General features: G+C 72.3%; 19 protein-coding genes and 1 pseudogene. 7 read left to right on the top strand and 13 right to left on the bottom strand.

The features are described 5' to 3' along the window. Nucleotides 1–223: 223 nt before the first annotated feature. The 6 genes and pseudogenes from F6X68_RS04320 to F6X68_RS04295 form a co-directional block, all read right to left on the bottom strand. Nucleotides 224–640: pseudogene (locus F6X68_RS04320) on the bottom strand (transposase); the annotation flags it as partial. Nucleotides 641–932: 292 nt separating this feature from the next. After that, nucleotides 933–1,220, bottom strand: coding sequence for a hypothetical protein (locus tag F6X68_RS04315; protein ID WP_151453028.1), 288 nt, complete (start codon nt 1,218–1,220; stop codon nt 933–935). Between the two features lie 181 nt (nt 1,221–1,401). Beyond that, nucleotides 1,402–1,980, bottom strand: coding sequence for a hypothetical protein (locus F6X68_RS04310; protein ID WP_151453039.1), 579 nt, complete (start codon nt 1,978–1,980; stop codon nt 1,402–1,404). Nucleotides 1,981–2,345: 365 nt separating this feature from the next. Then, a complete protein-coding gene (locus F6X68_RS04305) occupies nt 2,346–3,506 on the bottom strand; it encodes a hypothetical protein (protein WP_151453027.1) in 1,161 nt (386 codons plus the stop codon). Continuing rightward, nucleotides 3,503–4,639: a hypothetical protein gene (locus F6X68_RS04300; RefSeq protein WP_151453026.1), complete on the bottom strand. Its 1,137-nt coding sequence runs from the start codon at nt 4,637–4,639 to the stop codon at nt 3,503–3,505. The genes F6X68_RS04305 and F6X68_RS04300 overlap by 4 nt, the downstream gene beginning before the upstream one ends. A gap of 392 nt (nt 4,640–5,031) precedes the next feature. Beyond that, entirely contained in the window at nt 5,032–5,802 is a 771-nt protein-coding gene (locus F6X68_RS04295; RefSeq protein WP_225851966.1) for a hypothetical protein, read from the bottom strand. A 557-nt stretch (nt 5,803–6,359) separates the two neighbouring features. Here F6X68_RS04295 and F6X68_RS04290 point away from each other — a divergent pair. Then, complete coding sequence (locus F6X68_RS04290; protein ID WP_151453025.1) at nt 6,360–7,583, top strand: cytochrome P450; 1,224 nt, start codon at nt 6,360–6,362, stop codon at nt 7,581–7,583. Further along, nucleotides 7,580–7,810, top strand: a complete 231-nt coding sequence (locus F6X68_RS04285) for a ferredoxin (RefSeq protein WP_225851965.1) — start codon at nt 7,580–7,582, stop codon at nt 7,808–7,810. Before F6X68_RS04290 ends, F6X68_RS04285 begins: the two co-directional genes overlap by 4 nt. Before the next feature lie 273 nt (nt 7,811–8,083). On the opposite strand, the gene F6X68_RS04280 is transcribed toward F6X68_RS04285, so the two are convergent. Then, nucleotides 8,084–10,789 (bottom strand): LuxR family transcriptional regulator, encoded by a 2,706-nt coding sequence (locus F6X68_RS04280; protein ID WP_151453024.1) that lies wholly within the window; start codon nt 10,787–10,789, stop codon nt 8,084–8,086. A 561-nt stretch (nt 10,790–11,350) separates the two neighbouring features. Between F6X68_RS04280 and F6X68_RS04275 the strand changes: the two genes are divergently transcribed. Together F6X68_RS04275 and F6X68_RS04270 are read left to right on the top strand one after the other, a co-directional pair. Further along, entirely contained in the window at nt 11,351–13,981 is a 2,631-nt protein-coding gene (locus F6X68_RS04275) for a lantibiotic dehydratase (protein ID WP_151453023.1), read from the top strand. A 69-nt stretch (nt 13,982–14,050) separates the two neighbouring features. After that, nucleotides 14,051–15,751: a thiopeptide-type bacteriocin biosynthesis protein gene (locus F6X68_RS04270; protein WP_151453022.1), complete on the top strand. Its 1,701-nt coding sequence runs from the start codon at nt 14,051–14,053 to the stop codon at nt 15,749–15,751. Between the two features lie 61 nt (nt 15,752–15,812). Here the strand turns inward: F6X68_RS04270 and F6X68_RS04265 are convergent, their stop codons facing one another. The 4 genes from F6X68_RS04265 to F6X68_RS04250 all read right to left on the bottom strand — a co-directional run bounded on the left by F6X68_RS04265 (nt 15,813) and on the right by F6X68_RS04250 (nt 20,354). After that, a complete protein-coding gene (locus F6X68_RS04265; protein ID WP_225851964.1) occupies nt 15,813–17,741 on the bottom strand; it encodes a TOMM precursor leader peptide-binding protein in 1,929 nt (642 codons plus the stop codon). A gap of 7 nt (nt 17,742–17,748) precedes the next feature. After that, nucleotides 17,749–19,437: a hypothetical protein gene (locus tag F6X68_RS04260; RefSeq protein ID WP_151453020.1), complete on the bottom strand. Its 1,689-nt coding sequence runs from the start codon at nt 19,435–19,437 to the stop codon at nt 17,749–17,751. A 129-nt stretch (nt 19,438–19,566) separates the two neighbouring features. Continuing rightward, nucleotides 19,567–19,740, bottom strand: a complete 174-nt coding sequence (locus F6X68_RS04255; protein ID WP_132234202.1) for a thiazolylpeptide-type bacteriocin — start codon at nt 19,738–19,740, stop codon at nt 19,567–19,569. A gap of 299 nt (nt 19,741–20,039) precedes the next feature. Continuing rightward, nucleotides 20,040–20,354 carry a hypothetical protein gene (locus tag F6X68_RS04250; RefSeq protein WP_151453019.1) on the bottom strand — a complete coding sequence of 105 codons (315 nt, stop codon included), beginning with the start codon at nt 20,352–20,354 and terminating at the stop codon, nt 20,040–20,042. A gap of 436 nt (nt 20,355–20,790) precedes the next feature. On the opposite strand from F6X68_RS04250, the gene F6X68_RS04245 reads away from it, so the two are divergent. After that, entirely contained in the window at nt 20,791–21,876 is a 1,086-nt protein-coding gene (locus tag F6X68_RS04245; RefSeq protein ID WP_370518904.1) for a serine hydrolase domain-containing protein, read from the top strand. Between the two features lie 103 nt (nt 21,877–21,979). Here F6X68_RS04245 and F6X68_RS04240 read toward each other — a convergent pair whose 3' ends face one another. Then, entirely contained in the window at nt 21,980–23,104 is a 1,125-nt protein-coding gene (locus F6X68_RS04240) for a hypothetical protein (protein WP_151453017.1), read from the bottom strand. Nucleotides 23,105–23,252: 148 nt separating this feature from the next. Here F6X68_RS04240 and F6X68_RS04235 point away from each other — a divergent pair, with 148 nt between their 5' ends. After that, complete coding sequence (locus F6X68_RS04235) at nt 23,253–23,822, top strand: hypothetical protein (protein WP_151453016.1); 570 nt, start codon at nt 23,253–23,255, stop codon at nt 23,820–23,822. A gap of 42 nt (nt 23,823–23,864) precedes the next feature. Next, nucleotides 23,865–24,353 carry a hypothetical protein gene (locus tag F6X68_RS04230; RefSeq protein WP_151453015.1) on the top strand — a complete coding sequence of 163 codons (489 nt, stop codon included), beginning with the start codon at nt 23,865–23,867 and terminating at the stop codon, nt 24,351–24,353. 24 nt (nt 24,354–24,377) lie between these two features. Here the strand turns inward: F6X68_RS04230 and F6X68_RS04225 are convergent, their stop codons facing one another. Further along, nucleotides 24,378–25,640, bottom strand: coding sequence for a DUF6357 family protein (locus tag F6X68_RS04225; RefSeq protein ID WP_192581271.1), 1,263 nt, complete (start codon nt 25,638–25,640; stop codon nt 24,378–24,380). Between the last annotated feature and the right edge of the window lie 68 nt (nt 25,641–25,708).

Raw genomic sequence — 25,708 nt, 5'->3', positions numbered from 1 at the left:
GTGCTCGACCTGGGCGGCCTCGGAAGCCTGCGGGTGGCAGTCCTGCCTGGTCGAGCTCAACGATTTTGGTCTGCCCGTTGAACGGGCCGCCGACGATCTTGATGCCGACGGTGTCGTTGACGACTTCGCCCGCGAGCCAGCGACGGATGAGCGCCAGATGCTCGGAAGTCTCGTCCTTCATGCTCGAAGCTGACCATGGGCTTGGGTCGAGGGCAAGCAAGTCTCAAGTCGCTTTGACGGGTTGGGGTTCGTAGAAGGTTCCGTCGGGGAGCATGGCGAAGAGGACGTCGGTCCGGCGCCGGGCGAGGCAGAGCAGGGCCTGGGTGTGGTGCTTGCCCTGGGCGATCTTCTTATCGTAGTAGGCCTGGGACGCCGGGTCGCCCAGGGCCGCAAACGCGGAAAGGGAAGAAAACCCGTTTGAGCTGTTTGTTTCCTCTCTTGGAGGGCTGTTCGCCGCGGATGGAGGAGCCCGAGTTCCGGGTGGCCGGGGCGAGACCCGCGTAGGCGGCGAGGTGGCCGGCGGTCGGGAAGGTGCTGCCGTCGCCGACCTCGATCAGGATGCGGGCGCCGGTCCTGACGCCGACGCCGGCATCGAGGTCAGGACCTTGGAAAGAGGGTGGGCGTCCAGGAGTTCCTCGATCCGTCCGGCCAGTCGATGCCTCCGGGCCCGGTGACACCACCCCCCGGATCATGAACAACAAGGAGGGGAAGTCATGCCGGACCCGAAGGCCGGAGGCCCCATTGCGGAGCCACGAAAAAGGTAACTGGGGGCGAGACCGAGGCGCTGTACGGGTTGCTGCGCGACGCGGACGCCGACGTCTACCTGTTGCAGGAATACTGGTACGAGAAGAGCGCCGGACCGACGCCGGCCACGCTCGACCGGCTGCGCGCCGAGTTCCCCGGCTTCCAGGTCGTGGTCGCCGGCGAGCTGGTCACCCGTCTCCCGCCTGCCGGTGCTGCGGCAGGTGCCGCTGGAGCCGGCCGGCCTGCCGCCGGCGGTGGCGGGAGCCGGCGACCAGTGGCGCTACAAGACCCTCCGCACCGACCTGGACCTCGGCGGCGGCCGCGTGCTGTCGGCGTACAACCTGCATCTGCCCGTGCAGCTCTCGCCCGAGCACGGCCCGTTCGACGGAGACTTCTACCGGGTGCTGCGCGAGCAGCACGCCCAGCGGGAACCGCAGTGGCGGGCGCTGGCCCGTGACGTGGGGTCCAACCCCCAACCGGTGCTGCTCGCCGGGGACCTGAACACCAGCCCGGCGATGGGTGACCTGCGCAAGCTGCCCGACGGCCTGCGCGACGCCGGTCACGCGATGCCGTCGCTCTACCCGGCCCGTGCGCAGACACCCGCCGGCCGGGATCGCTCGCCGGGCCCGGCCGCCGGTTCCGGTCCTCCTGACGCGGTCAGAGCCCGGCCGCGGCGTCATACCGGCGACGCAGGTCTGCCATTTCCGGCCCGGTCAGCGCCTCCTCGCGCGCCTGCTCCACGTACTTCTGCGGGAACATCTCGCGCAACCGGTCGACGAACGCGACATCGGCGCTCGCCTCGACCGTCCGAATGCCGGGGGGCTCGATGGACATGTCCATGATCACTGGACCGACGAGCTTGACGGCCCAGTCCCACGGACGCTTCTGCTCGGCGATCCCGCAGAGGCGGAAGCCGTAGACCGTTCGCACGTCGGCGAGGGCGGTGGCTTCCGCCGGCTCGTGACCGTAGACGCGGACTCCGCAGATCACCGCCGGTTTCGCCCGGCCCTCGGTGGCGGCCGGTGCGTCATGTCCAGCGTGGTGGTGTTGCCCCGGGTCCACCTGTTCGAGCGTGCTCCGCATTCGGGCCATGATCCGTGTCCGCAGATCCGTCGGCTCGGCTTCCGATCCGGCCGAGTTGGTCAGTACGACCGCGCCGGCCGTCAAGGTCAGGATCGCTGCCACCCACACGAATCGATTTCGGTACCATCCCGCGAAACTCTGCCGGGAGAACATGCTCACCTCTTGTCTGGTCGCCGTTTCCGGTGCCCTGGCAGACGGCCCGGATGCCTCCGGCCGGTCGGATCTCCGGCGTCGGCTGTGGTGGGACACGTACGGCGGGGACGGTTGCCCAGGGGTGTGCCCGTCGTACGTGGAGACGGCCCGACGAGGCGGCGCGCGAGGGCCGGTGAGACCGGCGCGCTACCGGTGCTGCTGCTCCCGTGCTGCCGTTCCCAGCGCGGTTGCCCCCGCGCTGCGGCGATGTGAGCCATTGCAACACGACCCGGACCGCTCCGGCAACATCGACGATGCTCGTCGTCGTGCCGGGTACCGCAGGTGAGCAGACACGTTGTCCCGGCTCGGGTTGGCGAGGGGTCCGGTCAGGGTGGGTCGAACCGGCCCTGACACGCCGCAGCCGTGGGCATCCGGTGGCACGGGACCAGGTTCGGGGGATTCAACACCGGAAAGGTGGCGGAACTCCGGATCCAGTACTGCTCCGGGTGCCGGGGCCGGGCCTCCACGACGAACGGCTTCTCCCCGTCGCGGAGAATCAGCTTTCCGCCACCCTGCGGCGTGGAATCGTGGTAAGTGGCCTCGATCTCCCAACTACAGGACTTTTCCCCGGTGACCGCCTCCACACGCAGCCCGCCGGGGGACATGCCACCACCCAGGTCGATCTTACGGCGACTGAAGTACGGCCGTCCCTGCTCCTCGACGTCATCGGCGATGTACGGGATCGGATCCTCTTCGGTCAGATCGAAGAGCATCCCTTCGTAAGCGGCACCGCCCTCCGGGGCGACGTCGATCACCGCCTTGGCCGTCGACGGCTGGCAGGAGACGTTGACCGCGTGCATGTCGATGATCGAGAGCTGGGTCGTCCGGTCACTGATGATGTTCATGGTGAAGACCGCCGCGTCACTGGTGGACGGGTCTGTGAAGCCACCCGGCAAGCCACCGATCATCGACGGAAAGGGAAGCAGACGTCCACCCAACGTACGGAGGAAGCGCCAGATCTCCACGTCGGATCCGAGCGACTCCAGCTTCACCTGCTCCGGTTGGGTCAACGGCCGGTCGAGGACGATCCGCCAGAACTCGGGGATGGTGCGGTCGTACTTCACCGAAGCGACGAAGGGTGTCTTGGCCTGGTCGTGCCGCTGGCCGGCGTCCAGGTCCGTCCCGACCCGTGAATCCGCGGTCTCCCGGTTGAAGAAGTGGGTGACGACCAGAGTCGCCAGTAGGGACACGATGGCCACCGCGATCATGATGAGTAGAAACTTCGGCTTCTCCGGCGGCGGAAGATCCTTCATGCCGGGCGCGATCTGCTCCCCGGCGTGGGCGAGGAGTGAACGACCTTTCGGTGGCGCCGGTTCCGTAGCCGGTGGCCCCGGTTCCGCTGCCGCGGGTGGCGGCGCAGCGGTGGTCTTCTCGCCGTCCTTGTCTGCTCCCGGTAGCGGCGGTTCTGGTGCCATGTCCTTCTCCTGACCATCGTCGTCGCTCATGAGCACGGGTGGCGTGACCCGTCGTTCCTCCTGTCCGGTCACTGAGGCGGTGTCGCGATCGCCGTCACCGCGGGGTGAACGACCCGCTGCTCAGGCCCCGAGAACCAGGTCAACGCGGTGGCGCTCTGACCGTCGGTCGACGGCGCCAGGCTGGCGAAGACCAGCCCGGACCTGGTGCGTACCGACTGCGTCGGCAGTTGGCCCCTTACCCGGCTCCAGGAGCTGTTCGCCTCCAGACGCCACAGGACCGGGGCGCCGTAGGCCCAGGCGGATGCCTCCCCGCAGGACCAACCGATCGTGGTGGCGTACAGCAGGCCGTCCTCCCACCAGAGGTCGACCACCCGGGAACCCCGACCATCCGCGCCGAACGGGGTGGGGCCCTCCGCCACATCGAGGCCAGGGGTCGCCTGCCTACGTCCGGTGGCTGGATCCAGGACGGTGACGGTCGCGTTCTCCCGGCAGGCGTCGAAGTGACCGCCTTCGACGAAGGCCATTCGGGCTCCGCCGTAGGCGGTCGTGGCGGCGGCGGTCCCCCGGGAGACTGCGATGTTTCCCTTCGTCATGCCGATCCGCTTGACCTGCCCGTCCGAGGAGGCGAGCAGCAACTGCTCCGGTCCACCGTAGGCCGCCGTGCTGTCGAGATCGGCGCCAGCGAAGAGGGCCACCTCCGGCAGGCCAGCCAGGGCGGTGAGCTGCTGACTGAACCGCACCGGGGCGTCCACCGGTTCAGATGTGCCGTCCCGCCCCCGGGTCAACGCCAGCCGGTGGATCCTCCGCTTTCCGTCCACGACGAGGACCTCGTCCGTACCGACGGAGATGCTGCTTGAGCAGCCGACACAGGGGAGGGAGAAGCTGGTCGCGGTCGTGCGGTCGATGACCGCGACCGTCGCCTCGTCCGTGCCTGCGGCGGTCACTGCGAAGACGTACCGTCCGCTACTGGTCCAGCCCGGTGCCGTGTGGTACCCGGAGAAGTCGCCCTCGATCCGACTTACCAGTCGACCGTCGACAAGCAGGGCCAGCTCGTCTGCGGCGAGATAGGCCAGGGTGGGTGGCTTCGAGGGCTCCGCGGGCGCGCTGGACGATCCGTCGGACGGGTCGGCCAGCGTCGCGGGATCCCGGATGAGGTGATGGATCAGAAGCCCCAGCAGTACGGCCGACAGAACGGTTGCGGCCATCACCACAGACTGCACCCGAGACATACGCATCGACGGACGACCCTCCACCTGACGTCGTACCTCGAGTTTAGGCTGCGGCTGTGACGGTCGCACTCCCCTCTGTCATCGCCCGGTCGGGCCAGACTCAGTGCGCCAGCTGACGACACCGCCGAGCAGGGTTCCGAGAGGCCGGTCCCGGTGACGTCAGCGACTGAACGACGATGCCGGACGTGGGTGTCCATCGCCGTCGCCTCGGACACCATGCCGTACGTCCTGTGCCAGAGGCCGCGTGCGTCGTCCCGGCACCCCATTGGAGGTGACCGTCGTGCTCAACTTCGCCCCGTGTGAGCGATCCGATCCGGCCGCTGGTCGGTGAGAAGGTCGCGGACGCGGCGCCGCCCCCGACCGGTTGATCAGCAGAAACGGTCGATGGTGACCGGTATCAGTCCCTGCGCGCGCATATGTGTGGTCAGCTCCCGTAGCAGGAACCCGACCGTCTCGTCCCGGCTTCCGGCCAGCTCGCAGGTCACATCGAGGCACCAGGCGCTGCCAGCGCCGACGCGGCGCAGATCCCAGGTGAAGACGTCGCCGCGAGTGCGGTGTCCGGCGGTTCCGACGACCCGGGTGCCCGGATCGGTGACGTCGCCCGTCGCCGACATCTGCCAGGACGCGCACAGGGCCGCCAGGCCGTCCGGGGACAATTCGTTGGCGAACAGGATGCGATAGACGCGCGTCTCGTGAAAGCCAGGCCTGACTTCGGGCGTACTCAGCCGTAGCGCACCTGGCATTCTGGCCGCTGGCCAGTCGATGAAGTGGGCGCGAAGGGTGGCCTCGGACGGCAGTTCGTCGCCGCAGGATTCCCGGTAGATCGCGGCTGCGGTGGCCCGGTCGACCGGCATGACCCGTCGTCGCAGGCCGGCATCGGCGCGAATGCGTTGACTGGTGACCGAGGCGTCACACCACCGACGGTCCCACACGGTCCACCCGGTGCTGACGAGCCCCACGGCAGAGTGATCCTCGGCGAGTAGGAACTCCTCGGCGAGTATGCCTTCGAGCTCCGCCGGATTACCGCCGATCACGGGCACGGCGTGGAGCAGGTAGTAGTCCAGCAGCGGTGGCGAACCACGATGGCCGAGCGGAGCCGAGGGGGATGGGAACAGGTGCGCGCCCGACAAGGAGGTCACCCGCGCATCATCCGGCATGTCCGCTGGCAGCCGACGCGCGACGCACCGAAGCTGAGTTCCCGGCCGGACGCGGCGGGCCGCGCCGGACAGGTGCCCGACGCGGCCGGAGATCGGTGCCGACCGCTGCCGGCCGACACCGGGCGTCGCACGCCAGGGTGGAGATCGGTACGCCCGTCAGGCCGTCACACCGGACGAATCCGGTGACGCCGGTGCTGTTGTTCCTGACGTGGTACCAGCCCCACCTGTCGTTACCCACCGCGCCGCACCGCAGGGTCGCGCTCTGGCCCGCGTAGCCCAGGCCCAGCACCGTGCAGGTCGTCGACAGCCGGTGCGCGGATGCCGTCGCCCGAGGAGCCGACGCCGTGCGGCTCGTAGGAGCCGGGCAGCCAGCCGCAGCGCGGCGCCGGCGGCCGGTCGCCCGAGCCTGGTCGGCCGGCCCGGCGGGACGGTCGCGAACGCCGCACCGGTCGGGGTGACGGGGATTGTGTCGACCTTCGCCGATAGGTAACGTAGCGCATCGATATGGCTACCCACTGCTGTCGTCGGAGGTGGTCCATGTGACACGTGCCGTGGAGGCGGAACTGCCCCAATGGCCGCCGGTCAATCCCACCCGAGGTCCGTTCACCCCGTTGGACGAAGCCGAACGAGACCGCTACGTCGGCCCGGTGCGGCGGGTGCGGCTGCCCACCGGGGCTCCGGCCTGGCTGGTCACCCGGCACGCCGACGTCCGCCAACTGCTGCGCCACCCCGCTTTCAGCTCCGACTTCCGCCGCCCCGGCTTCCCGTTGCTGCGCCCGCTGCCGCCGCAGGCGGCCGAGGACGGCAGGGGCTCGTTCATCCAGATGGACGGTGGCGAGCACTCCCGCCTGCGGAGGATGCTCACCGCCGAATTCATGATCAAAAATGTCCGCCGGATTGAGCCGCTGATCCAGCGCACCGTCGACGAGGCGCTCGACGTCCTGGCTGCCGCCGGGCCTCCGGCCGACCTGGTGTCGTCCTTCGCCCTGCCGCTGCCGTCCATGGTGATCTGTCATCTGCTCGGCGTCCCCTATGCCGACCACGACTTCTTCCAGACCCGCAGCCGCACCCTGCTCGACCGCGAGATGCCGCCGGCGCGGGTCCAGCGCGACTTCGAGGAGCTGCGTGACTACCTTCGGGCGCTCGTCGACGCCAAACGGGCCCGGCCCGAAGGGGCGGACGACCTGCTCAGCCGGCTGATCCGGGAACGGGTCGAGCCGGGGGAGCTCGACGTGGACGAACTGGTCGGGATGGCGCTGCTGCTGCTCATCGCCGGCCACGAGACCACCGCCAACATGATCGGGCTGAGCGTCCTGCGGCTGACCCGGGACCCGGGGCAGTACGCGATCCTGCGGGACGAGCCCGACCGGGCAGCGGAGCTGGTGGAGGAGTTGCTGCGTTACCTGAGCATCGTGCGGACCGGCCTGCTCCGGGTGGCCACCGAGGACGTCGCGATCGGTGGTCGGCTGATCCGGGCCGGTGAGGGCGCGGTCGTGCTGATCTCCCTGGCCAACCGGGACGCCGACGTCTTCGACGAGCCCGACCGGTTCGATCCGTACCGGCAGGCGCACCAGCAGGTGGCCTTCGGGTTCGGGGTGCACCAGTGCATCGGGCAGCCGCTCGCCCGGGCCGAGCTACGTATCGCGCTGGTGGCGCTGGCCCGCCGCTTTCCCGGCCTTCAGGTGACGGCCGCGCCCGAGGAGCTGAGGATCCGGGACAGCTCGGTCGTCTTCGGACTCGACGCGCTGCCGGTGACCTGGTGACCGCCGGCGGCCGGCCCGTCGGCGAGGAGGCGCCGGTGCGGGTGGAGGTCGACCGGGACGCCTGCTGCGGGTCGGGCAACTGCGTGCTCGCCGCGCCGGAGGTCTTCGCGCAGGACGACTCCGACGGGCTGGTGCTGCTGCGGGCCGCCGCGCCGCCGGCGGGAAGCGGCGAGCGGGTCCGTCGCGCCGCCGATCTCTGCCCGGCCGGGGCCATCCGGATCGTCTGAGGCCACCGGAGCCTGCGCTCGTCGACCTCCGGGAGCGCCGACCCCGGGGCCGTGCGTCACCCTTGCCAGGCGTACGCCGGGCGACGCTGACTGCCGACGTGGGTGAGCCCCAGGGGCACGGTCCCGCCGTAGAGGGTGGGCGCGCCTCGCGCCTGCGCGTGTCCTACCCGTCGAGGCGTGCCCGCCCGCCGTCCGGCCGGTCGGGGTCCGCCGCCCGGTGCGGCAGCGGTGCTCTGCCGGGCCCCGCCGCGCGGCGACGACGCACCGCGCACCTCACCGAGGTTCCCCGGCCAACGCCGTCGGGTGCGACCGGAGCATCGCCCGGGCCAGGCTCGCCCGGTTCGACACGCCGAGCTTGCGGTAGATCCGGCCCAGGTGGGTGTCGACCGTACGGACGCTCAGGAAGAGCCCGTGTGCGACCTCCACGCTTGTCATACCGCGGCTCACCAGATCGGCGATCTGCCGTTCACGCTCGGTCAGCACGGCCAGCGGGTCGCCACCCCTGGTTGACGTGTCGGGGACGAGACGGCTCTGCTGTCGGCGAACCCGATCGACCAGACGGGCCGAACCGCACTGTTCGGCGAGCGCGGCGGCCCGTCCGAGCCAGGCGCGGGCATCGTCGGTGCGGCCGGCGTCGACCAGCACGGTTCCCGCCGCCGCCATCGTCCGGCACAGGTCCAGGTCCAGTCCCCGACCGGCGAAGCATTCGACTGCCTGCTCCGCGTCGGCCAGCGCCGGGCTGGTTTCCCCGCGTGCGGCGTACAGCCGCATGCGGGCGCGCATCAGGAAGCCCTGACGGCTGACGGAGAGGTTGCGCACCGAGGCCTCGGCCAGGTCGACCCACCGGCTCGCGTCACGCGTGTCACCCATCCGCAGCGCGGCCGTGGACAGCGCCTCGTACCACCGGGACCGGTTCGGCGGGGCGATCCGTGGCATCTCCGGGCCGCCGAGAGCGTCGAGTATCAGCCGACGCCCGCGTTCCGGCTCCGCCACCTTGATCAGCAGGTCCGCCAGGAGACAGGGCACGATCGCATCCTCGGCCGGCCCCTGGTCCCGGACCAGGGCGAGGGCCTGATCGCCCAGGGCGATCACCGCGGCGGCCTCTCGGTCGGAGTCCTGCCAGTACCGTACGAGCGCGAGAAGCGCGGCGACCGAAGCCCGGGCCGTCGACGTGCCTTCCGGTTCGAGCAGTTCCGCAGCCTCCTCCAGGGTGCGGCCGGCCCGGTCGAGCAGTCCACGTTGCAACTCCACCGCCCCCAGCGAGGTCAGGATGGCGGGAAGGATGAAACGTTGTCCGGTTCGGCGGGCCTCGTCGGCACCCCGGGACAGGTGCCGTTGCGCCTCGGTGAACCGGTGCAGGGCGTCCTCCGTCGCGCCCACCAGGTAGAGGGCCGGCAGGTTGGTGACGACGCTGCTGTCCGGCGTGGTGTCCACCAGATCGGCCGCGATGTCGGCGGCCCGGTCCGCGGCGTCGCTGTCCGCGGCGAGCAGGTGCGCCATCGCCATCTGGGCGACGGCGGCCGCCTCCCCGAGCCGGTCCCCGTGCTGCCGGGCGATGGTGGCGGCCTCGCGGGCGTTCAGGCGGGCGGCTTCCTGATCGAGCCGGTCGAGGGCGAGTGCCGCCAGTTCCGTGTGCATGGCCACGGCCGTGGAGGGAGCGCAGGGATGGGTGCCCCGCAGCGCGGCCAGCCCCTCCCGGATCAGAACCGACGCCTCGGCGTGCCGGCCCTGGATCCGGCGTACCCGGACGGCGACTGCCATGGTCGAGGAGAAGTCCCCACCCGGTATGCGGACCGCCCGGGGTAGGAAGGTGTGCACCAGTTGCTGCACGTCGCATCGACCGCCGCGCAGCAACTGGGCCCGCAGGGCCAGCACCTGCGCTTCGTACCAGCGGTCGTCGCCCTCGGGCAGCACTTGTAGCGCGGACTCCAACCACTCAAGTGCATCGGCCGGTGCGTCGTGCATGGTGCTCCGCGCCGCGTCGATCAGAACGGGCAACTGCTCGGGACGGCCCGTGTCGAGGGCCCGGGCGATGTGGTGGGCGCGCTGGATGACCGGAGCGCCGCGAGCCAGCAGTTCGGTCTCCACGCGCCGGTGGGCGGCGAGGCGTTGGCTGGGGCCGATCTGCGCGTAGACGAACCGACGGACGACGTCGTGCCGGAACGCGAAGCGCGGCAGCAACTGCACCGGGCGCATCAGGTCCAGCTCGGTGAGGGTGTCCAGGGCGGACAGTGTCTCCGTGACGTCCAGTTCGGCGACCGCGGCGAGCAGTTCCGCCGAACCGGGGGTACGCAGCACGGCGGCTGCCTGGGCGACCCGCAGTTCGCGGTCGGCGAGTTCGGCCAGCTCGCCGAGCAGGATCAGGTGCGCGTCGGTCATGGCCTCCGTGTCTGCGGCGGCCAGCAGTTGCAGGTAGAGGGGGTTGCCGTCACCCTCGGCGTGCAGCCGGGTCAGGTCCGGCCGGTCACCGAGCAGCTCGCGGGTCTGGCCGAGGTCCAGTGGACCTAGTCGGTGCTGGGTGAGCTGGCCGCGTGCGGCCGCCCGGGACAGCACCGCCGCCGCCCCACGGGACAGTTGTCGGTCCCGGTAGGCGAGGACCAGCAGCACCGGCGCGGTGGTGGTCAGTTCGATCAGCAGCTGCATCTGGTCCCGGTGCGCCGTGTCGAGCAGGTGCACGTCGTCGAGCAGGACAAGGGTGGGTTCCGTTCCCACCACGACCGGCGGACCGGTGCCCGTCCGGCCGGTGGCGGCGACCACCGTGAGGGTGTGCGCCCTGCCCTGCGCCGCGAGGGCGGAGATCAAAGTGGTCTTGCCGATTCCCGGTTCTCCGGCGAGGGCGACGGCTGCGCCGGTTCCCGCGTGCAGGTCGTCGAGCTGACGACGGAGTGCGGCGAATTCCGTCCGGGGCAGCGGGTGACCGGTGATCCGACCGGACTTCGGTCGAGCTGGTACGAGCCGGTCGGCCGGGATGGGCGTCATCGGACGGTGTCGCGGGACGGCCGCTGGCTGTGGGTGCGGAACCGCAACCCCAGTGTGATCAGAGAAGGCCGTTTACCTGGCATTAGGGATCCTTAGGGGGAAGATCCTCTTTGGGGATGTCGAGTACACAAGGCGGACGCTTCGTAGTCAACAGCTCACCGCACTCTTCGATCCGGCCAGATCTCGAGTTGATCGGTCCAGGTGTAGTTTCCCGGCGGAGGAAGGATTGCCGTCGATCTAGGGCTGGGGTAGAAAGGCGGCGGGCAGTTGATTTTCAGCGGGGCGACGAGCGTGCCCGCCGCCGTCCGGAGCTGGTCGAGGCTGGTAGAGCCGCGGTCCCAGGCGGCAGTCCACAGGGCTCCGGCAGGGCTCCCGAATCGTGCACGTTGACGACGGTCAGCTCGGACACCATCCGGAGAAGTACGCAGCCGGCACCTGCCACCGAGTACGTAACCGGATCCGTAGTTGTGCGGACGCCTCCCACGGCCACGGCTGCGAGTGTCGGCGGACACGCCGTCACCGTCCTCCACCAGGAAGCGGTCACGGGGGAGAGGAGACAGGATGATCGGGACCACGGTCGGCGGGACGCCGGCGCCGGGCGTACGCCGGGTCGGGCCTGTCACCCAAGCGCCCGAGGTCACCGTGGCACCGTACGCGGTGGTGCGGGTCGCCGGTGTCACCCTCCCGGAGCCGTCGGCCGTGACCGAGGAGTTCCGGGATGTCGCCGCCCGCCTGCTGGAGCTGACCGCACGCGCCGAGCGAATGGCCGCGGCGCTCGCCGACGTGCTGCACGAGCAGGTCGTCCGGGCCTCTTCCGACCAGCGTCGGGTGCTGCTGGCCCTGCGCCGCGACGTGCACAACGGGCGCAGCCCGTCGGTGGCGTCGCGTACCCGGCTGGCCGGCTGGACCGACCACCTGCCCGGCCTGGCGTCCTGGCTCGGCCTCCGCGACGACATCGACCGGCACACCGCGGAACTCGACGCCCTTCTCGCGCCGGCGCTCGCCGCCGACCGGGTCGCCCTGGCCGAGCTGTGCCGCACCGAGGAGTTGTCCCGGGCCGTCGCGCTGACCAGCGTGGACCTGCTGCGGGCGCTGCGCCGGGCGGCCGAGCAGGGCCCGGCACCCGACGACCGGGCACGCAAGTCGGAGGCCACCGTGCTCCGGTACGCGATGCGGGCAGCCACCAGGACCGTGCCGCTGTCCTGGTTCACCCGCGTGGGCTGGGGCCGCTGGGACGGGCCGGCGCCGGACCCGACCGGCTCCCCGGAGGTGGTGGCTGTCGCCAACGCCGACCGGGCCACTCTGTCCGCCCTCGTCCACGCCGTGCTCCGACACCCCGACCGTCGCGGCGATCTGCCCCACACGCTGGCGCCCGGCCTGTGGGTGGACGGGGCGGTGATCCGGCTGCGTCGCCAGACTCAGGCCCCCGACGCGCCACCCGGGGTGCAACGGGAGGAGGCGCTGACGCTGCCGCTGACCCGGGCGCTGCGGCACCTGCTGGATCTGCTGGAGCCCGGCAGGGTGGCGACGCCGCACCAGCTCGCGACGGAACTGGCCACCCGGCTGCCCCGTCCGGCGCCGCAGGCGTCCGCGGCGGCTCGGGCGTACCTGCACGCGCTCGTCGAACAGGGCGTCCTCCGCCCCGCGTACCCGGTGGACCCGCAGGCCGTCGACGGCCTCGCCGCCGTCGCCGACTGGCTGGCCGGGATCGGCCTGGCCGACGTGGCCGTGTCGCTGCGGGAGATCGATGCCAGGACCACCGCGTTCGCCGGTCTCGACGCGACCGAACGGCCGGCGGCCCTGGCCGGGCTACGCTCCCGCTGGGACGCGGCCTTCGCCCTGCTCGGCGCGGACCGCACGGGTCGTCCGCAACCCCTCACCGAGGACGTGACCCTGGTCCGCCCGGTGGGCCTCGGCCGGGCCCACGGCCGGGACCACCGGGGCACCCTCGCCGCGCTGACCCCGCTCTTCGAACTATTCGACCAGCACGCGGTGGTCCGCCGCCTGGCCCGGGACCGCTTCGTCGCCCGCTACGGCGTGGGCGGCCGCTGCGCGTCGCCGACGGAGTTCGCCGAGGAGTACGCCGCGGTCTGGCAGGCGACGCACCTGGTCGGCGTCGACGGCACCCTGGACCCGACGCTCGACCTCGCCCCCGGTGACGAGCTGCGCGAACTGGCCCGGCTCCGGGCCGACCTGGTGGCCGCCGTCACGACCGACGACGACGGGAACCTGACCGTCCCCGACGAGCTGCCCGACGACGTCGCCCCCAGGCTGCCCCGTTGGCTCACCAGCCGACCCGGCTCGTACGCGGTCTTCGGACAGTCCTGCCACGACGGCGCGTCGTTCTGTGTCAATCACGTGTACGGCGGCTGGGGCCGGTTCACCAGCCGCTTCCTGCGGCAGCTCCCCCCGGAGGCCGAAACGGCCGTCGCCGCCCAGCTCCGGCGCCACCTCGGCGCACGGGTGGCGCAGCTCCGCCCGGTCAACGGGTTCAACGGCAACCTGCATCCGCTGCTCGTCGGCGACGAGATCGCCGACGACCGCCGCCACGGAGCCCTGGTCCCGGACGACCTGCACCTGGTCCACGACGTCGCCACCGATCAGGTCCGCCTGGTGGTCACCGCCACCGGTGAACCGTTGGACGTGGTCTATCTCGGGTTCCTGGTGCCGGTGATGCTGCCGGAGCGCCTGACCAGCATGCTCACCGACGTGGGCACGGGATCGGTCGGACTGGGCGGGGCCATGGCGGGCCGACAGCTCCGCCGCACCCCGGTCGGCCCGGTCTGGTGCCGGCCCCGGCTGCGGTACCGGGAGGTGGTCCTCTCCCGGGCGGACTGGCGGCTCTCCGCGGACATCGTCGCCGCCTGGCGGGCCGAGCTGGACGCCCGGCCCGCTGAGGTGGGACGCACCGCCGTGCGCTGGCGACACCTGCTCGGCCTGCCCGAGCACGTCTTCGTCAGCGCCGCCGCCGTCGGGGGCGCGAAGGGGTTGACGGCGTTCATGTCCTACCTGGAACAGCCCCGTTCCCAGTACGTCGACCTCGCAAGCCCGCTGCACCTGCGTTGCCTGTCCCGGACCCTGGCCCGCTACCCGGACGGCGTCGTCCTGGAGGAGGCACTGCCCGCTCCCCGTCCCGGGCAGCCGGCGACGGAGGTCGTGATCGAGCTGTACCGTACGGGCACCGATGGGTGAGCCCCGGTCGACGGCCGCCGCCGACGTCGTCCTGCCGCGCCGGCTTCCGACCTGTCCGGAGGAGTTCCCATGCCCGTGACCGCCGCCCCCGTCCACCCCGGGCGGGGCTCCTTCCACAGCCTGCACTGCTATCTGCACTGGAGTGCGGAACACGTCGACGACTTCATCACCGGCACACTCACACCGCTCATGGAGGGACTGCGTCGGAACGGGACGATCGCCGACTGGTTCTTCATCCGCTACTTCGACGACGGTCCACACCTGAGGGTGCGGGCGCGGGGCGCCGAGGCGCACGAGCACCGCCGGTGGCAGGAACAGTTGGTGGCCGCGGCCCGGGCCGCCGACCATCCGCTGCTCGACCTCGGCACCGCCAGCCGTCCGGGGTGGCCGGGGCACGCACAGGCCCGGCAGGTCGACTACGAGCCGGAGACCGAGCGGTACGGCGGCCCGGCCGCGCTGCCGGTGGCGGAGGCGGTGTTCGGCACCTCCAGCCGGATCGCCGCCGAGGTGGTCGCGCGTACCCCGGGACCCGGCCAGCGGATGGTGGCGGCCACCGACCTGGTCCTCGCCACCCTGATCGCCCTCGACCTGGACATGCTCGCCGCGGCCCGATGGCTGCGCCGCAGCGCGACCGCCTGGCGGTGGCACCCGGAGAGCACCACGCTGACCGCGGGCACTGTGCAGGGGCCGGCGCTCGCCGCAGCCACCACGCAGGCCCGCTCGGTGGTACGGCGCTGGCACGAGATCACCGCCTCCGCGGCGGACGGCTCCCGGATCCGGGACCGGTGGGCCGCCCAGGTGCGCGCCGCCCGCGCCCAGCTGGAGAGCTCTGCCGGCGGCGTCGACCGGTGGGCCGGGGTGTGGGCGTCCCAACTGCACATGCTGCTCAACCGGTTGGGCATCCTGCCCGACGAGGAGCGCTCCCTCTACCACTTCCTCGCCGCCGCGTTGCTGGCGCCGGACGGCCCCACCGACTTCTTCGCCGACGGCACCGCCAGCCCCGACCGGCGGTACCTGGCGGCCAGCAGCTACGCCCCGGGCCGGATCGAGTGGCAGCGGCCGCGGACGTCGGGCCGGACGCGGCACGGCGACCGGCGACGCTCCGGTCCGCCCCTGGCCCTTCCCCCCGCCGCACCCGTGACGGCCGCGCTCGGCGACGCGCTCACCGCGCGGGCCAGCGGACGCGGCACGCTCTGCGGCCCGATGGACGCCGCGCACCTGGCCACTCTGCTGTGGACCGCCAGCGGGGCGAGTGATCGGGCCGACAGGCCCGGGATGCGCCGGCCCTACCCGAGCGCCGGCGCCAAGTACGCGGTCCGGCTGCGCCTGCTGGCCCGGGACGTGGTCGGCGTCCCGGCCCACCAGTACGACGTGGACGCCGAGTCCCGGCTCCTGCTGCCCACCGGCCCGGTGCCCACCGACGCCGAGCTGGCCACCGCGTCCATGTGGTTCAGGGCCGGACCGGCGACGCAGTCGGCGGACAACCCGGTCAGCCAGGAACGGATCGATCTGTCGGCGCTGCCGGCGCTGCTCGGGGTCTACGTCGACCTGCCCGTGCTGCGGGCCACCTACGGCCTCCGGGCGCTGCGCTTCGGCATGCTCGAGGCCGGTCACCTGGCCCAGAACCTGGCCCTCACGGCAGCGGCGACGGGACTCGGGCTGGGCATGGTCGGTGGGTTCTACGACGACATCGCCCACGAACTGCTCCTCCTCGACGGGGTCGACGAGGTTCTCGCCTACCTGCTTCCGGTCGGCCGGCCCGCCGGGTGACCCCTGGCGGTCGGGCCCGCACGTCGGGCCCGACCCCCTGGCCGGGCCCGGGAGGGGGCGGTCACGGGAAGGGATGCGGGTGCAGTGCCAGGTCCTCGTAGCGGGGCCGCCCGGGCAGGCGGCCCAGCGCCGCCGGCACAGTCAGCAGCCGGGGCAGCCCCCGCGTCCGCCGGTTCAGGTGACCGAACGTCATCGGCAGGGTGCCGGGGACGACGACCTTGGCAGCGTGCAACCCGAGGGCCTGCCGCAGCTCGGGGATGCTCTGGTCGACGACGACCGGTTCCACCCCGGCCCGGTGGTGCAGGTCCGCGCAGAGCGCGCCGAACAGGGCCGCGAGGTCCTCGACGGGGCGGGGCAGTCCCGGCCACACCTCCCGCCAGGCCCGGGTCCGCCCGGCCCCGAGCAGGAACTCGTAGCGCGGCCGTGCTTCCGGCAGGCAGTGCAGCATCATGTGGTCGTCCATCTGACGAACCAACGCGGCATCGTCGAGCATCGGCAGCAGCCGGTCGCGGTCCGCCCGCGCTGAGTCCCCCTGCCACGTGTCGCGCACCTCGTGGAGGTTGACGACCAGCTCCACCACGGCCGAGTGGATCGCCGAGAGGGGATCCAGGTGGGCGCCGGCCGCGAAGAAGGCCGTCGGCGCCCCCACGGCGGGCATCCGGTGGTGCGCCAGCGCGACGACCGCCGGCACGGCCAGGTCGGTGGTGGCGTCGAACAACCGTAGGTCGTAGTCGAGCAGGTCCAGATTGTCGGCGAGGTGCCCGACCACGTCGAGTTCGTCGGGGAGCGCGACCTCCACCAGGGGGGTACGGGCGTACCAGGCCATCAGGAAGGCGTCCCGTTCGATCACCTCGAACAGGCCGTGCAGGGCCGCCTCCTCCAGGCTGTTGCCGAGACCGCAGCCGTTGGAGGACTCCGACAGGAAGGTCGCCGACGGGCGTTGCCCGAGGTCACCCCAGTACGCCGCGTGCTCCGGCACCGCCACGGGCGTCGCCCGGCTGGGCGACCACCCCGGCACCCACCACGTCGGCACGTCGGGGGCGTACGGGATGTGGTGGGCGCTGGGCAGGTCGGGCAGACCGAGGGCCGCGGGATCGACGGCGTGCTCCGGTCCCAGCTCCGCGAAGGACGCCCACTGCCGGGCGGCGGGCCCGTGGGGGGCGTACCCGGCCAGCCGTTCCACCGCTTCGAAGAGCGCCAACCGGTCAGCCTCCGCGGCGGTCGTCGCCCGGCCGAAGCCCGCCACGGTGACCGCCGGACCGGCGACCACCGCCCTGGTGACAGGCAGCCCGTACCCCTCGTGCCGGTGCAGTTGGACGACGTGGCCCAGCCGTGGCTCCAGCAGTGCCCGGCGAAGTCCCGCCAGGTCGGTCGCCGGGTTCGGCCGGCGCAGTCGCAACGGGTCGGCCGGCGGCTGACCGCTGCCGGTGAGCGGCGTCCCAGGTGGAGCGGCGGGCTGCCGGCTGAGGCATCCGCCGCAGCGGACCCCCACCGGCGCCACCGGATGGGCGGACACGCTCCCGTCGGGCGGGACGACCCAGAGCCGCGCGGCGGCGGACTGCGGCTCGGCCAACGCCGACCGGACCACCGCGGCGAGCACGGGCAGCAGGGCCGGCGCCGGCCGACCGCCGAGCCGCAGCTCGGCATCACCGTGCGGCGTCCGGCCGCCCGGCGCCGCCAGCCTGGCGGCCTCCAGGCAGCGCAGGCAGGTGGCACTGTCGGGGCCGACCAGCGGACCCACCAGCGCCGTACCGCCGTCGAACCGGACGGGCAGGACGCTGCCGCCGGCCCCGGTGCCCCGGTCGGCCAGCCGGCTCAGCAGCGCCGGACTCCACCGGGTCGACACCACCACCGCCGGCCCGGAGCCGGCCCACCCGTCGTCCTCGGCCAGCACCGGGTACGGCGACCCCGCCCCCCTCAGCGCCTCGGCGAGCTGGCCGGCCAGGTCGGGGTCCGGCTGCCGGGGTCCGCCCCGATCGTCCCCGGGCAACCGAGGATCACCGGTCATCGCCGGCCCGCAGGACGACAAGCCCGACCGTACGCAGGGCGGCGGCCAGCGGAGCTGGCGGCGTCACCACGATCGGCTCCGCGGGGGCGCCGACGAGGGTCCGCAGTGACCGCCGGAGGGCGGCCTCCCGTTCGGACCCGTCGGGCATGGGCGAGGCCGAGCGGCTCACCCGTGGCGACGCTCCGCAGGGGCCGTGCGAGTACGGCGGACCGGGCCGGTGTGCACGCCAGCGGACCGTGGCGACCGCGGTGAGAGCGGCGAAGGCGACCGCGTCGTGGGCCGTAGCTTCGATCGCCCAGCCGAGTTCCATCCACCCATCGGGGTCCGTCGTGTCCGGGCCGCCCACGACGGCCAGCTGCGCCCCGGGGGCGAGCCGGCGGACGTGAACGGTCGCCGGGACGCCGAGGCGGCGGGTCAGCGTACGCCACCAGCGGCGGGCTGCCGGCGCGTCGAACGCCGACGGGGGGACAGCCTCCCCTGACGTGACGCCGGCCGAGGCCACCGACCGGCGGGCGAGGCGGCGCAGCAGCACTCCCTCGGCATGGCTGCGGTCCACCCCGCAGGCCAGCACGGCGGCCCCTCCGGTGGACACGCTGAGCAGCTCCACCGCTGCCAGCGTGGCGTGCAACCGCGCCGTGGAGGTGTCCGGACCGTGCCCGGTGACGAGCGTCCCACCGGCCGGGCCGGGAACACTGCCGACCCGGCACCGGGCCAGTCCCACCGGCAGTTGTGGCAGATCGTCGAGCTCCACCGGCGGCAACACACCGAGTTCCGGGTCGGTGAGGGAGGTGGGTAGGCCCGCGTGGACGGCGTCGTCCCGCCGGTCGGGGGCGTCGACCGCCGGTGACCGTACGCCGGGCGGCCACGGGTGGGCGGTGGCGCGCAGCGGGTCGCTCCGCACGACGAGCGCCGTCGGCGTGGTCGGGTCGGTCAGCTCGGCGAGCGCGCCGAGGAGCCGGTGCGCGGCGCAGGCGCCGGCCACCACGGAAACCGGGTCGCCAGGGGCCGTCGCCGCGCCGTCAAGTCCGAGCCGCTCGGCGATCAGGCCGGACTGGGCCCGCAGTTGCCTGCCCGGGCCGACGGGGGTGACGTAGCCGACCGTGGCGCTGGCCCCGGTCACCACGGCACGCCCGTCGCTGGCGGCGAGGGTGACGCGTCCGGCGTCGCGCGGTGCGTCGATGCGGGTCGCGGCCCGCCGGACCCGGGCTCCGGCGGCGGTCAACGCCTCGATCGCGGCGGTGGCAGCGGGACCCGTTCCCGTGACGGTCACCGATTCCCGGCCGATGCCGGTCCAGGACGCGGCGGGGTCGGTGGCGACCGAGGCCAGCCAGGTGGCGACGGCGGCTGGCGGCACCGGGGCCGGTCCGCAGGCGTCGGCGGGGGCATGGGCGTGCCCGGTGCCGGCCCAGTGCTCCGGCACCCGGACCAGCAGGTCGTGTTCCCGGAGCAGGTCGGCCAGCCGGTACAGGGCGAGGGCGACGGGCGGGCGTGGCGACAGGTCGCGCAGGTCGGCTGTGGTCCGGCCGGACGCGAGGCGCCGGGTGAGCAGTTGCCAGAGCCGCCACAGCTGTGGCGCGCCGTCCAGGGTGAGGCTGGTGTCCCAGGACCGCAGGTGCAGCCCGCCGTCGATCCGGGTCGCCTGCACGGTGGGGCGGAGTTGCCAGGAACTGGTCGACATCTGCGCGCCTCACCGGTTGGGGAACGGCTGGGGTCGTCGGAAGGAGTCCGGGGTTGGAAGGGCGACTGTCGCCGGGCCCGGCGACAGTCGCCTCGTCACTCAGGCAGCGCGGTTCGCGCTCCGCGGCGGCTACAGCATCGGCTCGTCCGGACTGATGGAGCAGGAGCAGGACGCCAGGCACGCGCTGATCCGAGACGCCCCGGTCTCGGGGATCGCAACGGTGTCGCGCATGACCGTCACGGTCAGGCCGCTGAGGTCGAGATCGTCGAGCTCGAACTCGTCGTCTTCTCGTTCGATCGGCATGTGGTCACCTCCCTTCGAGGTGGGATGAGGCCCGGGCACGCCGGGATGGCAGAGATTCTTCCGGCGGCCGGTGCGGGGCGTCGTCAGTAGTTTTGCCGACATCACTACTTACCCACGCTCGGTGGCGCTGCTGCCTGCCCGGCCGGGGTCCGCCCCTGGGCGACCCCTCGGTGGGTGGCGTGTCATCCTGCACAACGCCAGGGCCGAAACGTTCTTCGCCACACTGAGCGCAGGGTGTGATGCCCGGCTCGCGAGCGAGCCGTCTGCGGGCCTATGCTGACCGGCCCGTCGGTTTCGCTTCAGGCGCAGCCGCGGTACTGCAACGCGGCGTCCTTCATGTAGGCCCAGAGTGCCAGGCCGTTCCAGTAGTCGTAGGTGAGTGTCCAGCCGTTGGCGGTGTTGCCGGTGGGGCCGGTGACGACCTGTCCGTAGCGGCGGGTGCCGTACAGGGTCGACTCGTTGGGGGCGGTGTACATGCCCGCGTAGTCCCAGACGACGGTGAAGCTGCTCGTCGTGCAGGCCGCCTGCGCCGTCCCGGCCGGCACGAGGGCCGTCAGTGCGGTCGCGGCGAGGCAGGCCGCCGTCGTGTGTAGTAGCAGTCGTCGCACGGTCACCGCGTCATCCTATCGATGGTTATGGACGAATGTACTTCGACTGTGCCTTCAGCAGGATGCTCTGTCGACGGACAGCTTCGGCGGTCGCACGGACCGGCACCGTGTCGGGCATCGGCGTCGGTGCACTCCGTCGCTGGTCGGACGGATTCTCCCGCGTGGGTCGGAGGCCGGGTCATTCCCGGTGGGGAGGCCGATGTGGGTCCGCAGACTGACGTTTCCGGTTGTCGGCCCGGGGCACGATGGGCAGCAGTCACGTCACACGGGAGGCGACATGCACCTGTCACGCCGCAGTTTCCTGCTGGCCACCACCGGTACGGCGCTCGCGACGCCCCTGCTGGCCGGTGCCGGCCCGGCAGTCGCGGCCGGCCGTCCGCCCGCCGGGTCGCTGCCGGACGCGGCGCTCACCGCCGACCTGCGCGCGATCACCGAGGCCGGCATGCCCGGTGTGTTCGCCGAGGCGCGGGACGGACGGGACCGGTGGCGGGGCGCCAGCGGGGTGGCCGACGTGACGACCGGTCGACCGGTGCTGCCCGGGTTCCAGCACCGGGTCGGCAGCATCACCAAGACCTTCGTGGCCGCGACGCTGCTGCAACTGGTCGGTGAGCGCCGGATCGCGCTGGACGCCCCGATCGGCCGGTACCTTCCGGAGTTCGCGGTCGCCGGGGTGACCGTCCGGATGCTGCTCGACCACACCAGCGGGATCAGCGACTACGACCACGTCATCTTCGCCACCCCGGAGGACATCGAGCGGCACCGGTCCACCACGTTCACGCCGCGTCAACTCGTGCAGGCCGGCCTCGGTCAGCCGTCGACCGGGGCACCGGGCGCGGCCTTCTCCTACTCGAACACCAACTACATCCTGGCCGGGCTGATCATCGAGCGGGTCACCCGTCGGTCCGCCACCGACGAGGTGCACCGGCGGATCCTCCGGCCGCTCGGGCTGCGGCACACGTACTTCCCCGGCGTGCGTCCCCGGATCGCCGGCCCGCACAGCAGGGGCTACGTCCCGTGGTACGAGGGCGAGCTGCGCGATTTCAGCGTCAGCAACATGTCCTGGGCCTGGACGGCCGGGGCGCTCGTCTCGACCATGGCCGACCTGAACACCTTCTTCCGGGCGCTGCTCGGTGGCCGGCTGCTCCGCCCGGCTCAACTGGCCGCGATGAAGACCACCGTGCCGTTCGACCCGGCCCAGCCGGAGGCCGCCGGCTACGGGCTCGGCCTCTACCGGATGACCTGGCCCACCGGCGACGTCTGGGGGCACGACGGCCTGGTCTTCGGGCACAGCGCCATCTCGCTGCACACTCCGGACGGTCGGCGGCAGGTGAGCCTCGCCCAGAACGTGACGCACTACGCGCTGCCCGGCACGCCGGATCCGATCGGCGAGGCGGTCGGCAGGTTCCTGAACACGGCACTGGTCGGTGAGAGCGCCGTCGCGGCGCGGACCGCCACCGCCGCCCGGGTGCCTGCGGTCGTCCCGGCGCCGGGCGCACCGACTCTGGTCAGGCCACTGCCGCAGCGCTGACGCTGTCGCCCGGCAGCCGCGACCGGACCCCGTACTCCGGTCGCGGCTCCCGGGCGGCCGCCCCGTCGACCCACTCGGCGTCCGGCTCGCCCGCGTGACCGGTTCAGCAGGTCATGTCGATCTCCAAAACCGCGACCTCGTGCCGGTCGACCAGCAGCACGGTGGTCTGTGGGTCCTCCTCGAAGTCCTCGTCGTCGGGTGGCCAGGTCGTCGGCAGCAGGCCGGCGTATCCGATGTGGACGTCGGCACCCATCCGGGCCAGGACGAGATCGGTCAGGTTGTCGCCCAGGAACGTCGCGAGGTGGTCGGCCGGAAGCTCCGGGAACTCGTCGATGCCGTCCCAGCTGCCGTCGAACAGCTCGCTCAGGTGCATGCGTACCAGATTGCGGAGACCGGCACGCAGATCGGCGGCCGGTACGGGCCGGAACGCCTCCTCGTCGTGTTCGTCCGCGTCCTCGCGGTTCTCGACCCACCAGCGGGCTGCGGCGGCCACCGGATCGCCGTTCCCGGGGTCGAGCCGGCCGATCCGGAACCGGAAGGTGACCGGGCTGTTGTTGTTGACCCAGAGCAGGTCGCTCAGCAACGTCATGATGCAGGCCAGCCGGGTCCGCAGGGCGGCGTCGGCGTCATCGGAGTCGGTGATCGGCGGCTGCCGAATCTCCGGAGCCGGATGCAGCGAGACCCGCAGGGTGCTGCCGTCGAAGTCGCGGTGCAGCAGGTGCAGCGGCGCCGGCCGGCCCGGCTCGTCCGGCCGCTCGCTGTCGATGGTCAGCCGGAGCAGATCGGCGTACGGGCCCGCCAGCTCGTCGGCGAGGAACCGCACCAGCACTTCCGCGCGCCGGTCGGGTGCCCCCACCACGGCCGAGATCAGCCCGACGAGTTCGGTTGCCACCTCCTCGTCGGTGCGCACCGGCTCGTACGGCCGTCCCGGCCCGACCGACACCCGACTGGTCAGCACGGTCGCGCCGGTGACCTCCGGAAGGTCGGCGGCGTCCGCGATCTCCGTCAACGGCGGCGGCTCCGGCCACTGCTGATCCCGGCGGGACCTGGTCCGGCCGGACACCACGGTCGACGACCAGCCGGCGGCCTGCTCCGGCGACCACGCCGCCAGCAGCCACACCGCCGCCAGGCGTACCCAGTGCTGGTTCGTCAGCCGGCGGCCATCCTCCCGCTCGACCGGGTCGGGCTGTCGGTACCAGGAGTCGGTGTAGGCCGTGGTGCGTTCCACTGCGGCAACCCCTTCCGCGTCGGGGAGGTGCGAAGGTAGCAGGCGATGGTGACAATTCCGTCCACAGTGCAGGGCGGGCGCCGTGGTCCGCTTGCGGCCGATGGCGTCACGGCCGGAACTGTCGGTCGGGGCTCCTACGATCACGGCCATGTCGGCTGCCTTCACCGCGCTGTGGACCCAGGACGTCTGCCGGGAGCTGCGTCGTCACCGGGTCGGCGAGCGGCCTCCGGTGGCGTTCAGCGGGGTGCACCAGTCCCTGCCCAGTTGGACCAGCGTCGGGGTCGGCGACTCCGTCTTCGCGCTGCACGTCAACCGTTGCGTGCTGCACGTGGTGAGCCGCCTCCGCGTCGTCGACAAGCAGCGGCGCGACTGCTGCGGCAGCGCCCCGGTGACCTGGCGGGATCCGGCTCATCCGGGCCACGACGCCTGGGCGATGCTCGGTGCGGACGGGTGTGGAGCGGTCCCGGTGCATGTCGAGGCCACCCCGATCCGCTTCGACGTCACCGTTCCCGGCGACCTGCTCGGCACACTGACCTGGCGCAACCGGCGCGGTGACCAGCGCACCCTGAAGTACGTCGTCGACGGCCGTCTCGAACGCTCCGTCAGCCTCCAGGGCGTCTACCGCCTGACCGACGAGTCCGCCGCCGCACTGGGCGCCCTGCTCGACAACTCGCCAACCCCGAGCCGATCGGCACAGCCGCTCCACACGGCCCGCTAAGTCCGTGGTCGGCGCGGGTGCGGGTCACCGATGATGACGGCCATGGCCACGTCCCGACGAGCCGACACAGCCACCGCCGCCGGTCAGCCGCCCGACGACGACGGCCCGGCTGAGCTCGTTCACGGGTACGTCAGTGGCCCTGACGCCACGTTCCTGGCGACGGCCCGCGCCCTGACGAAGCTCGACGACGCGGTGGCCGTGGTGCTCGTCGAGGGCATCAGCGACCAGATCGCCCTGGCCACGGCCGCCGTCGGCCGTGGCCGGTTCTCGACGCGGAGCGGATCGGTGGCGGTGGACTACGAGCTGCCGGCAGAGGGGGCGAGCGGCGGGCAGGCAAGGATCCGGTTCACGGACGCGGCCGGACTGGCCTGGGAGAGGGTGGGCCTTCAACCCCCCGCTCGTTACACGCCGTCGGAGAGCCCCATGGGAAGGGCGTTCCGACTGCTTCCCTGGCTGGTCTTCGTGATCTACGTCGTTCTGCCTGCGATGGTCATCACCGCTCTCATCCTCATCGCCTGGCTCCTGCCGTAGCGCGGGCGTGGGTTCCCTCTGGGACTACCGGGCGTCGCGCCGACGACGCGCACGCTCGAACTCGGCGACATCCGACATCCAGGGACCGTGCTGTTCGAGTGCGGTGCAGCCGCCGCGGACGAAGGCGCTCACCAGGTGCCGGTACCCGCCGATCCCGTCGACCAGGCTGTACTCGACCTGGTACTGCGGATCCGACCCGGCTTCCCCGTGTCGTACGGTCGTGATCCGGGCGATGGAGTCCGCATAGAAGTGCAGCTGGATCCCCTCGCCCAGCTCCTCGTCCTCGATGGTGAACACTTCGTTGTCCGCGGCAGAGCGATCGGCGACGAACTCCCAGAATTCGGCGGAGGCAGTGCGAGGACCGTCCCGTCGCCACTTCCTCTCGCCGCCCTTGTCATCGGTGAACGACAGGGCCGTCTTTCTCGCACTCTCACCGAGGTCGGCGCGGTCATCGGCAGCCTCATCGTCGTCTTCCGCCGGGGCGGTCCTGGAGCGGTCCGCAGCCTCCGAGCACATCAGAAAGCTCACCGTACGCACCGCGTCATTTACGAGTTCGGGGTACGCGTGGCGCACGGCCGCGTCGACCGTCGCCGCCATCCGGTCCCAGTCGCGCTTGTCCGTGGCCCGCCTTCCCCGCCGCGGATCGAGGCCGATCCGCATCCCGGCGCATGCCTGCTCCGCGGTGGCGATCACACGCATGACCTGGGGGAGCAGTGCGGGGTCGACGGCATCGGGTATCCGCCTGGGAATCGTCGCGCCATGCAGATACTGGCCCGTGTACCGCAGAATCGCGGCGTCGAGTGGCCCGAGGACTGCTCCGCGCTCGGCGCGACGGCGGTCGGCGTGATACTCCTGGGCACGTTTCTCGTTCGACCTCTCCGTCGCCGCGCGCATCGCCTCGCAGACGTGACCGCGCTCAAGTAGAGCGATGTCGGCGCCATGGGCGACGAGCCGGCTCCTGTCCCACCGGATGCGCCGGAAGAGCGCGTCGACGTCCGCGGGCGAGGAGAGCAGGACCGGGTCCAGGAGCGCGGCGGCAGCGTCCTCGTCGAGCCGGCCACGGGTTCCGGCGGCGTCGCACAGCGGAAGGACCGCACTCCACAGCAGCAGGTGTCTGGCCAGGTCCTCCCGGATCACCGCGAGGTGGGCCTCCCCGATCGGGAACGTGAAGGTGCGAGGCTCATGGTTGGCGTCGGCCCCGGCGGCGAGCATCAGCTTCAGCTCGCCGTCCTCGCGGATCACGTTCGGGATCCAGCCGCTGCTACGCGTGAAAACGGCGTCTCTCACCGCTCAGGCCTTCCCGCAACGGCACCGGCTGGACATGGGCGCTCCGGGCCCGCGGCGAGTGTCACGGC

Origin of the sequence: Micromonospora sp. AMSO12t (assembly GCF_008806585.1) — a bacterium.
GTDB lineage: Bacteria > Actinomycetota > Actinomycetes > Mycobacteriales > Micromonosporaceae > Micromonospora > Micromonospora reichwaldensis.
The sequence above is the reverse complement of the archived record's forward strand: the minus strand, read 5'-3'. Positions and strand labels throughout refer to the sequence as shown.

Bases quoted from the DNA above. Each gene is read 5' to 3' on its own strand.
- F6X68_RS04280 (WP_151453024.1), bottom strand. From the start codon at position 10,789: ATGACGCCCATCCCGGCCGACCGGCTCGTACCAGCTCGACCGAAGTCC.
- F6X68_RS04310 (WP_151453039.1), bottom strand. From the start codon at position 1,980: ATGTTCTCCCGGCAGAGTTTCGCGGGATGGTACCGAAATCGATTCGTG.
- F6X68_RS04300 (WP_151453026.1), bottom strand. From the start codon at position 4,639: ATGGCCGCAACCGTTCTGTCGGCCGTACTGCTGGGGCTTCTGATCCAT.
- F6X68_RS04270 (WP_151453022.1), top strand. From the start codon at position 14,051: ATGCCCGTGACCGCCGCCCCCGTCCACCCCGGGCGGGGCTCCTTCCAC.
- F6X68_RS04245 (WP_370518904.1), top strand. From the start codon at position 20,791: ATGCCCGGTGTGTTCGCCGAGGCGCGGGACGGACGGGACCGGTGGCGG.
- F6X68_RS04230 (WP_151453015.1), top strand. From the start codon at position 23,865: ATGGCCACGTCCCGACGAGCCGACACAGCCACCGCCGCCGGTCAGCCG.
- F6X68_RS04275 (WP_151453023.1), top strand. From the start codon at position 11,351: ATGATCGGGACCACGGTCGGCGGGACGCCGGCGCCGGGCGTACGCCGG.
- F6X68_RS04260 (WP_151453020.1), bottom strand. From the start codon at position 19,437: ATGTCGACCAGTTCCTGGCAACTCCGCCCCACCGTGCAGGCGACCCGG.
- F6X68_RS04235 (WP_151453016.1), top strand. From the start codon at position 23,253: ATGTCGGCTGCCTTCACCGCGCTGTGGACCCAGGACGTCTGCCGGGAG.
- F6X68_RS04255 (WP_132234202.1), bottom strand. From the start codon at position 19,740: ATGCCGATCGAACGAGAAGACGACGAGTTCGAGCTCGACGATCTCGAC.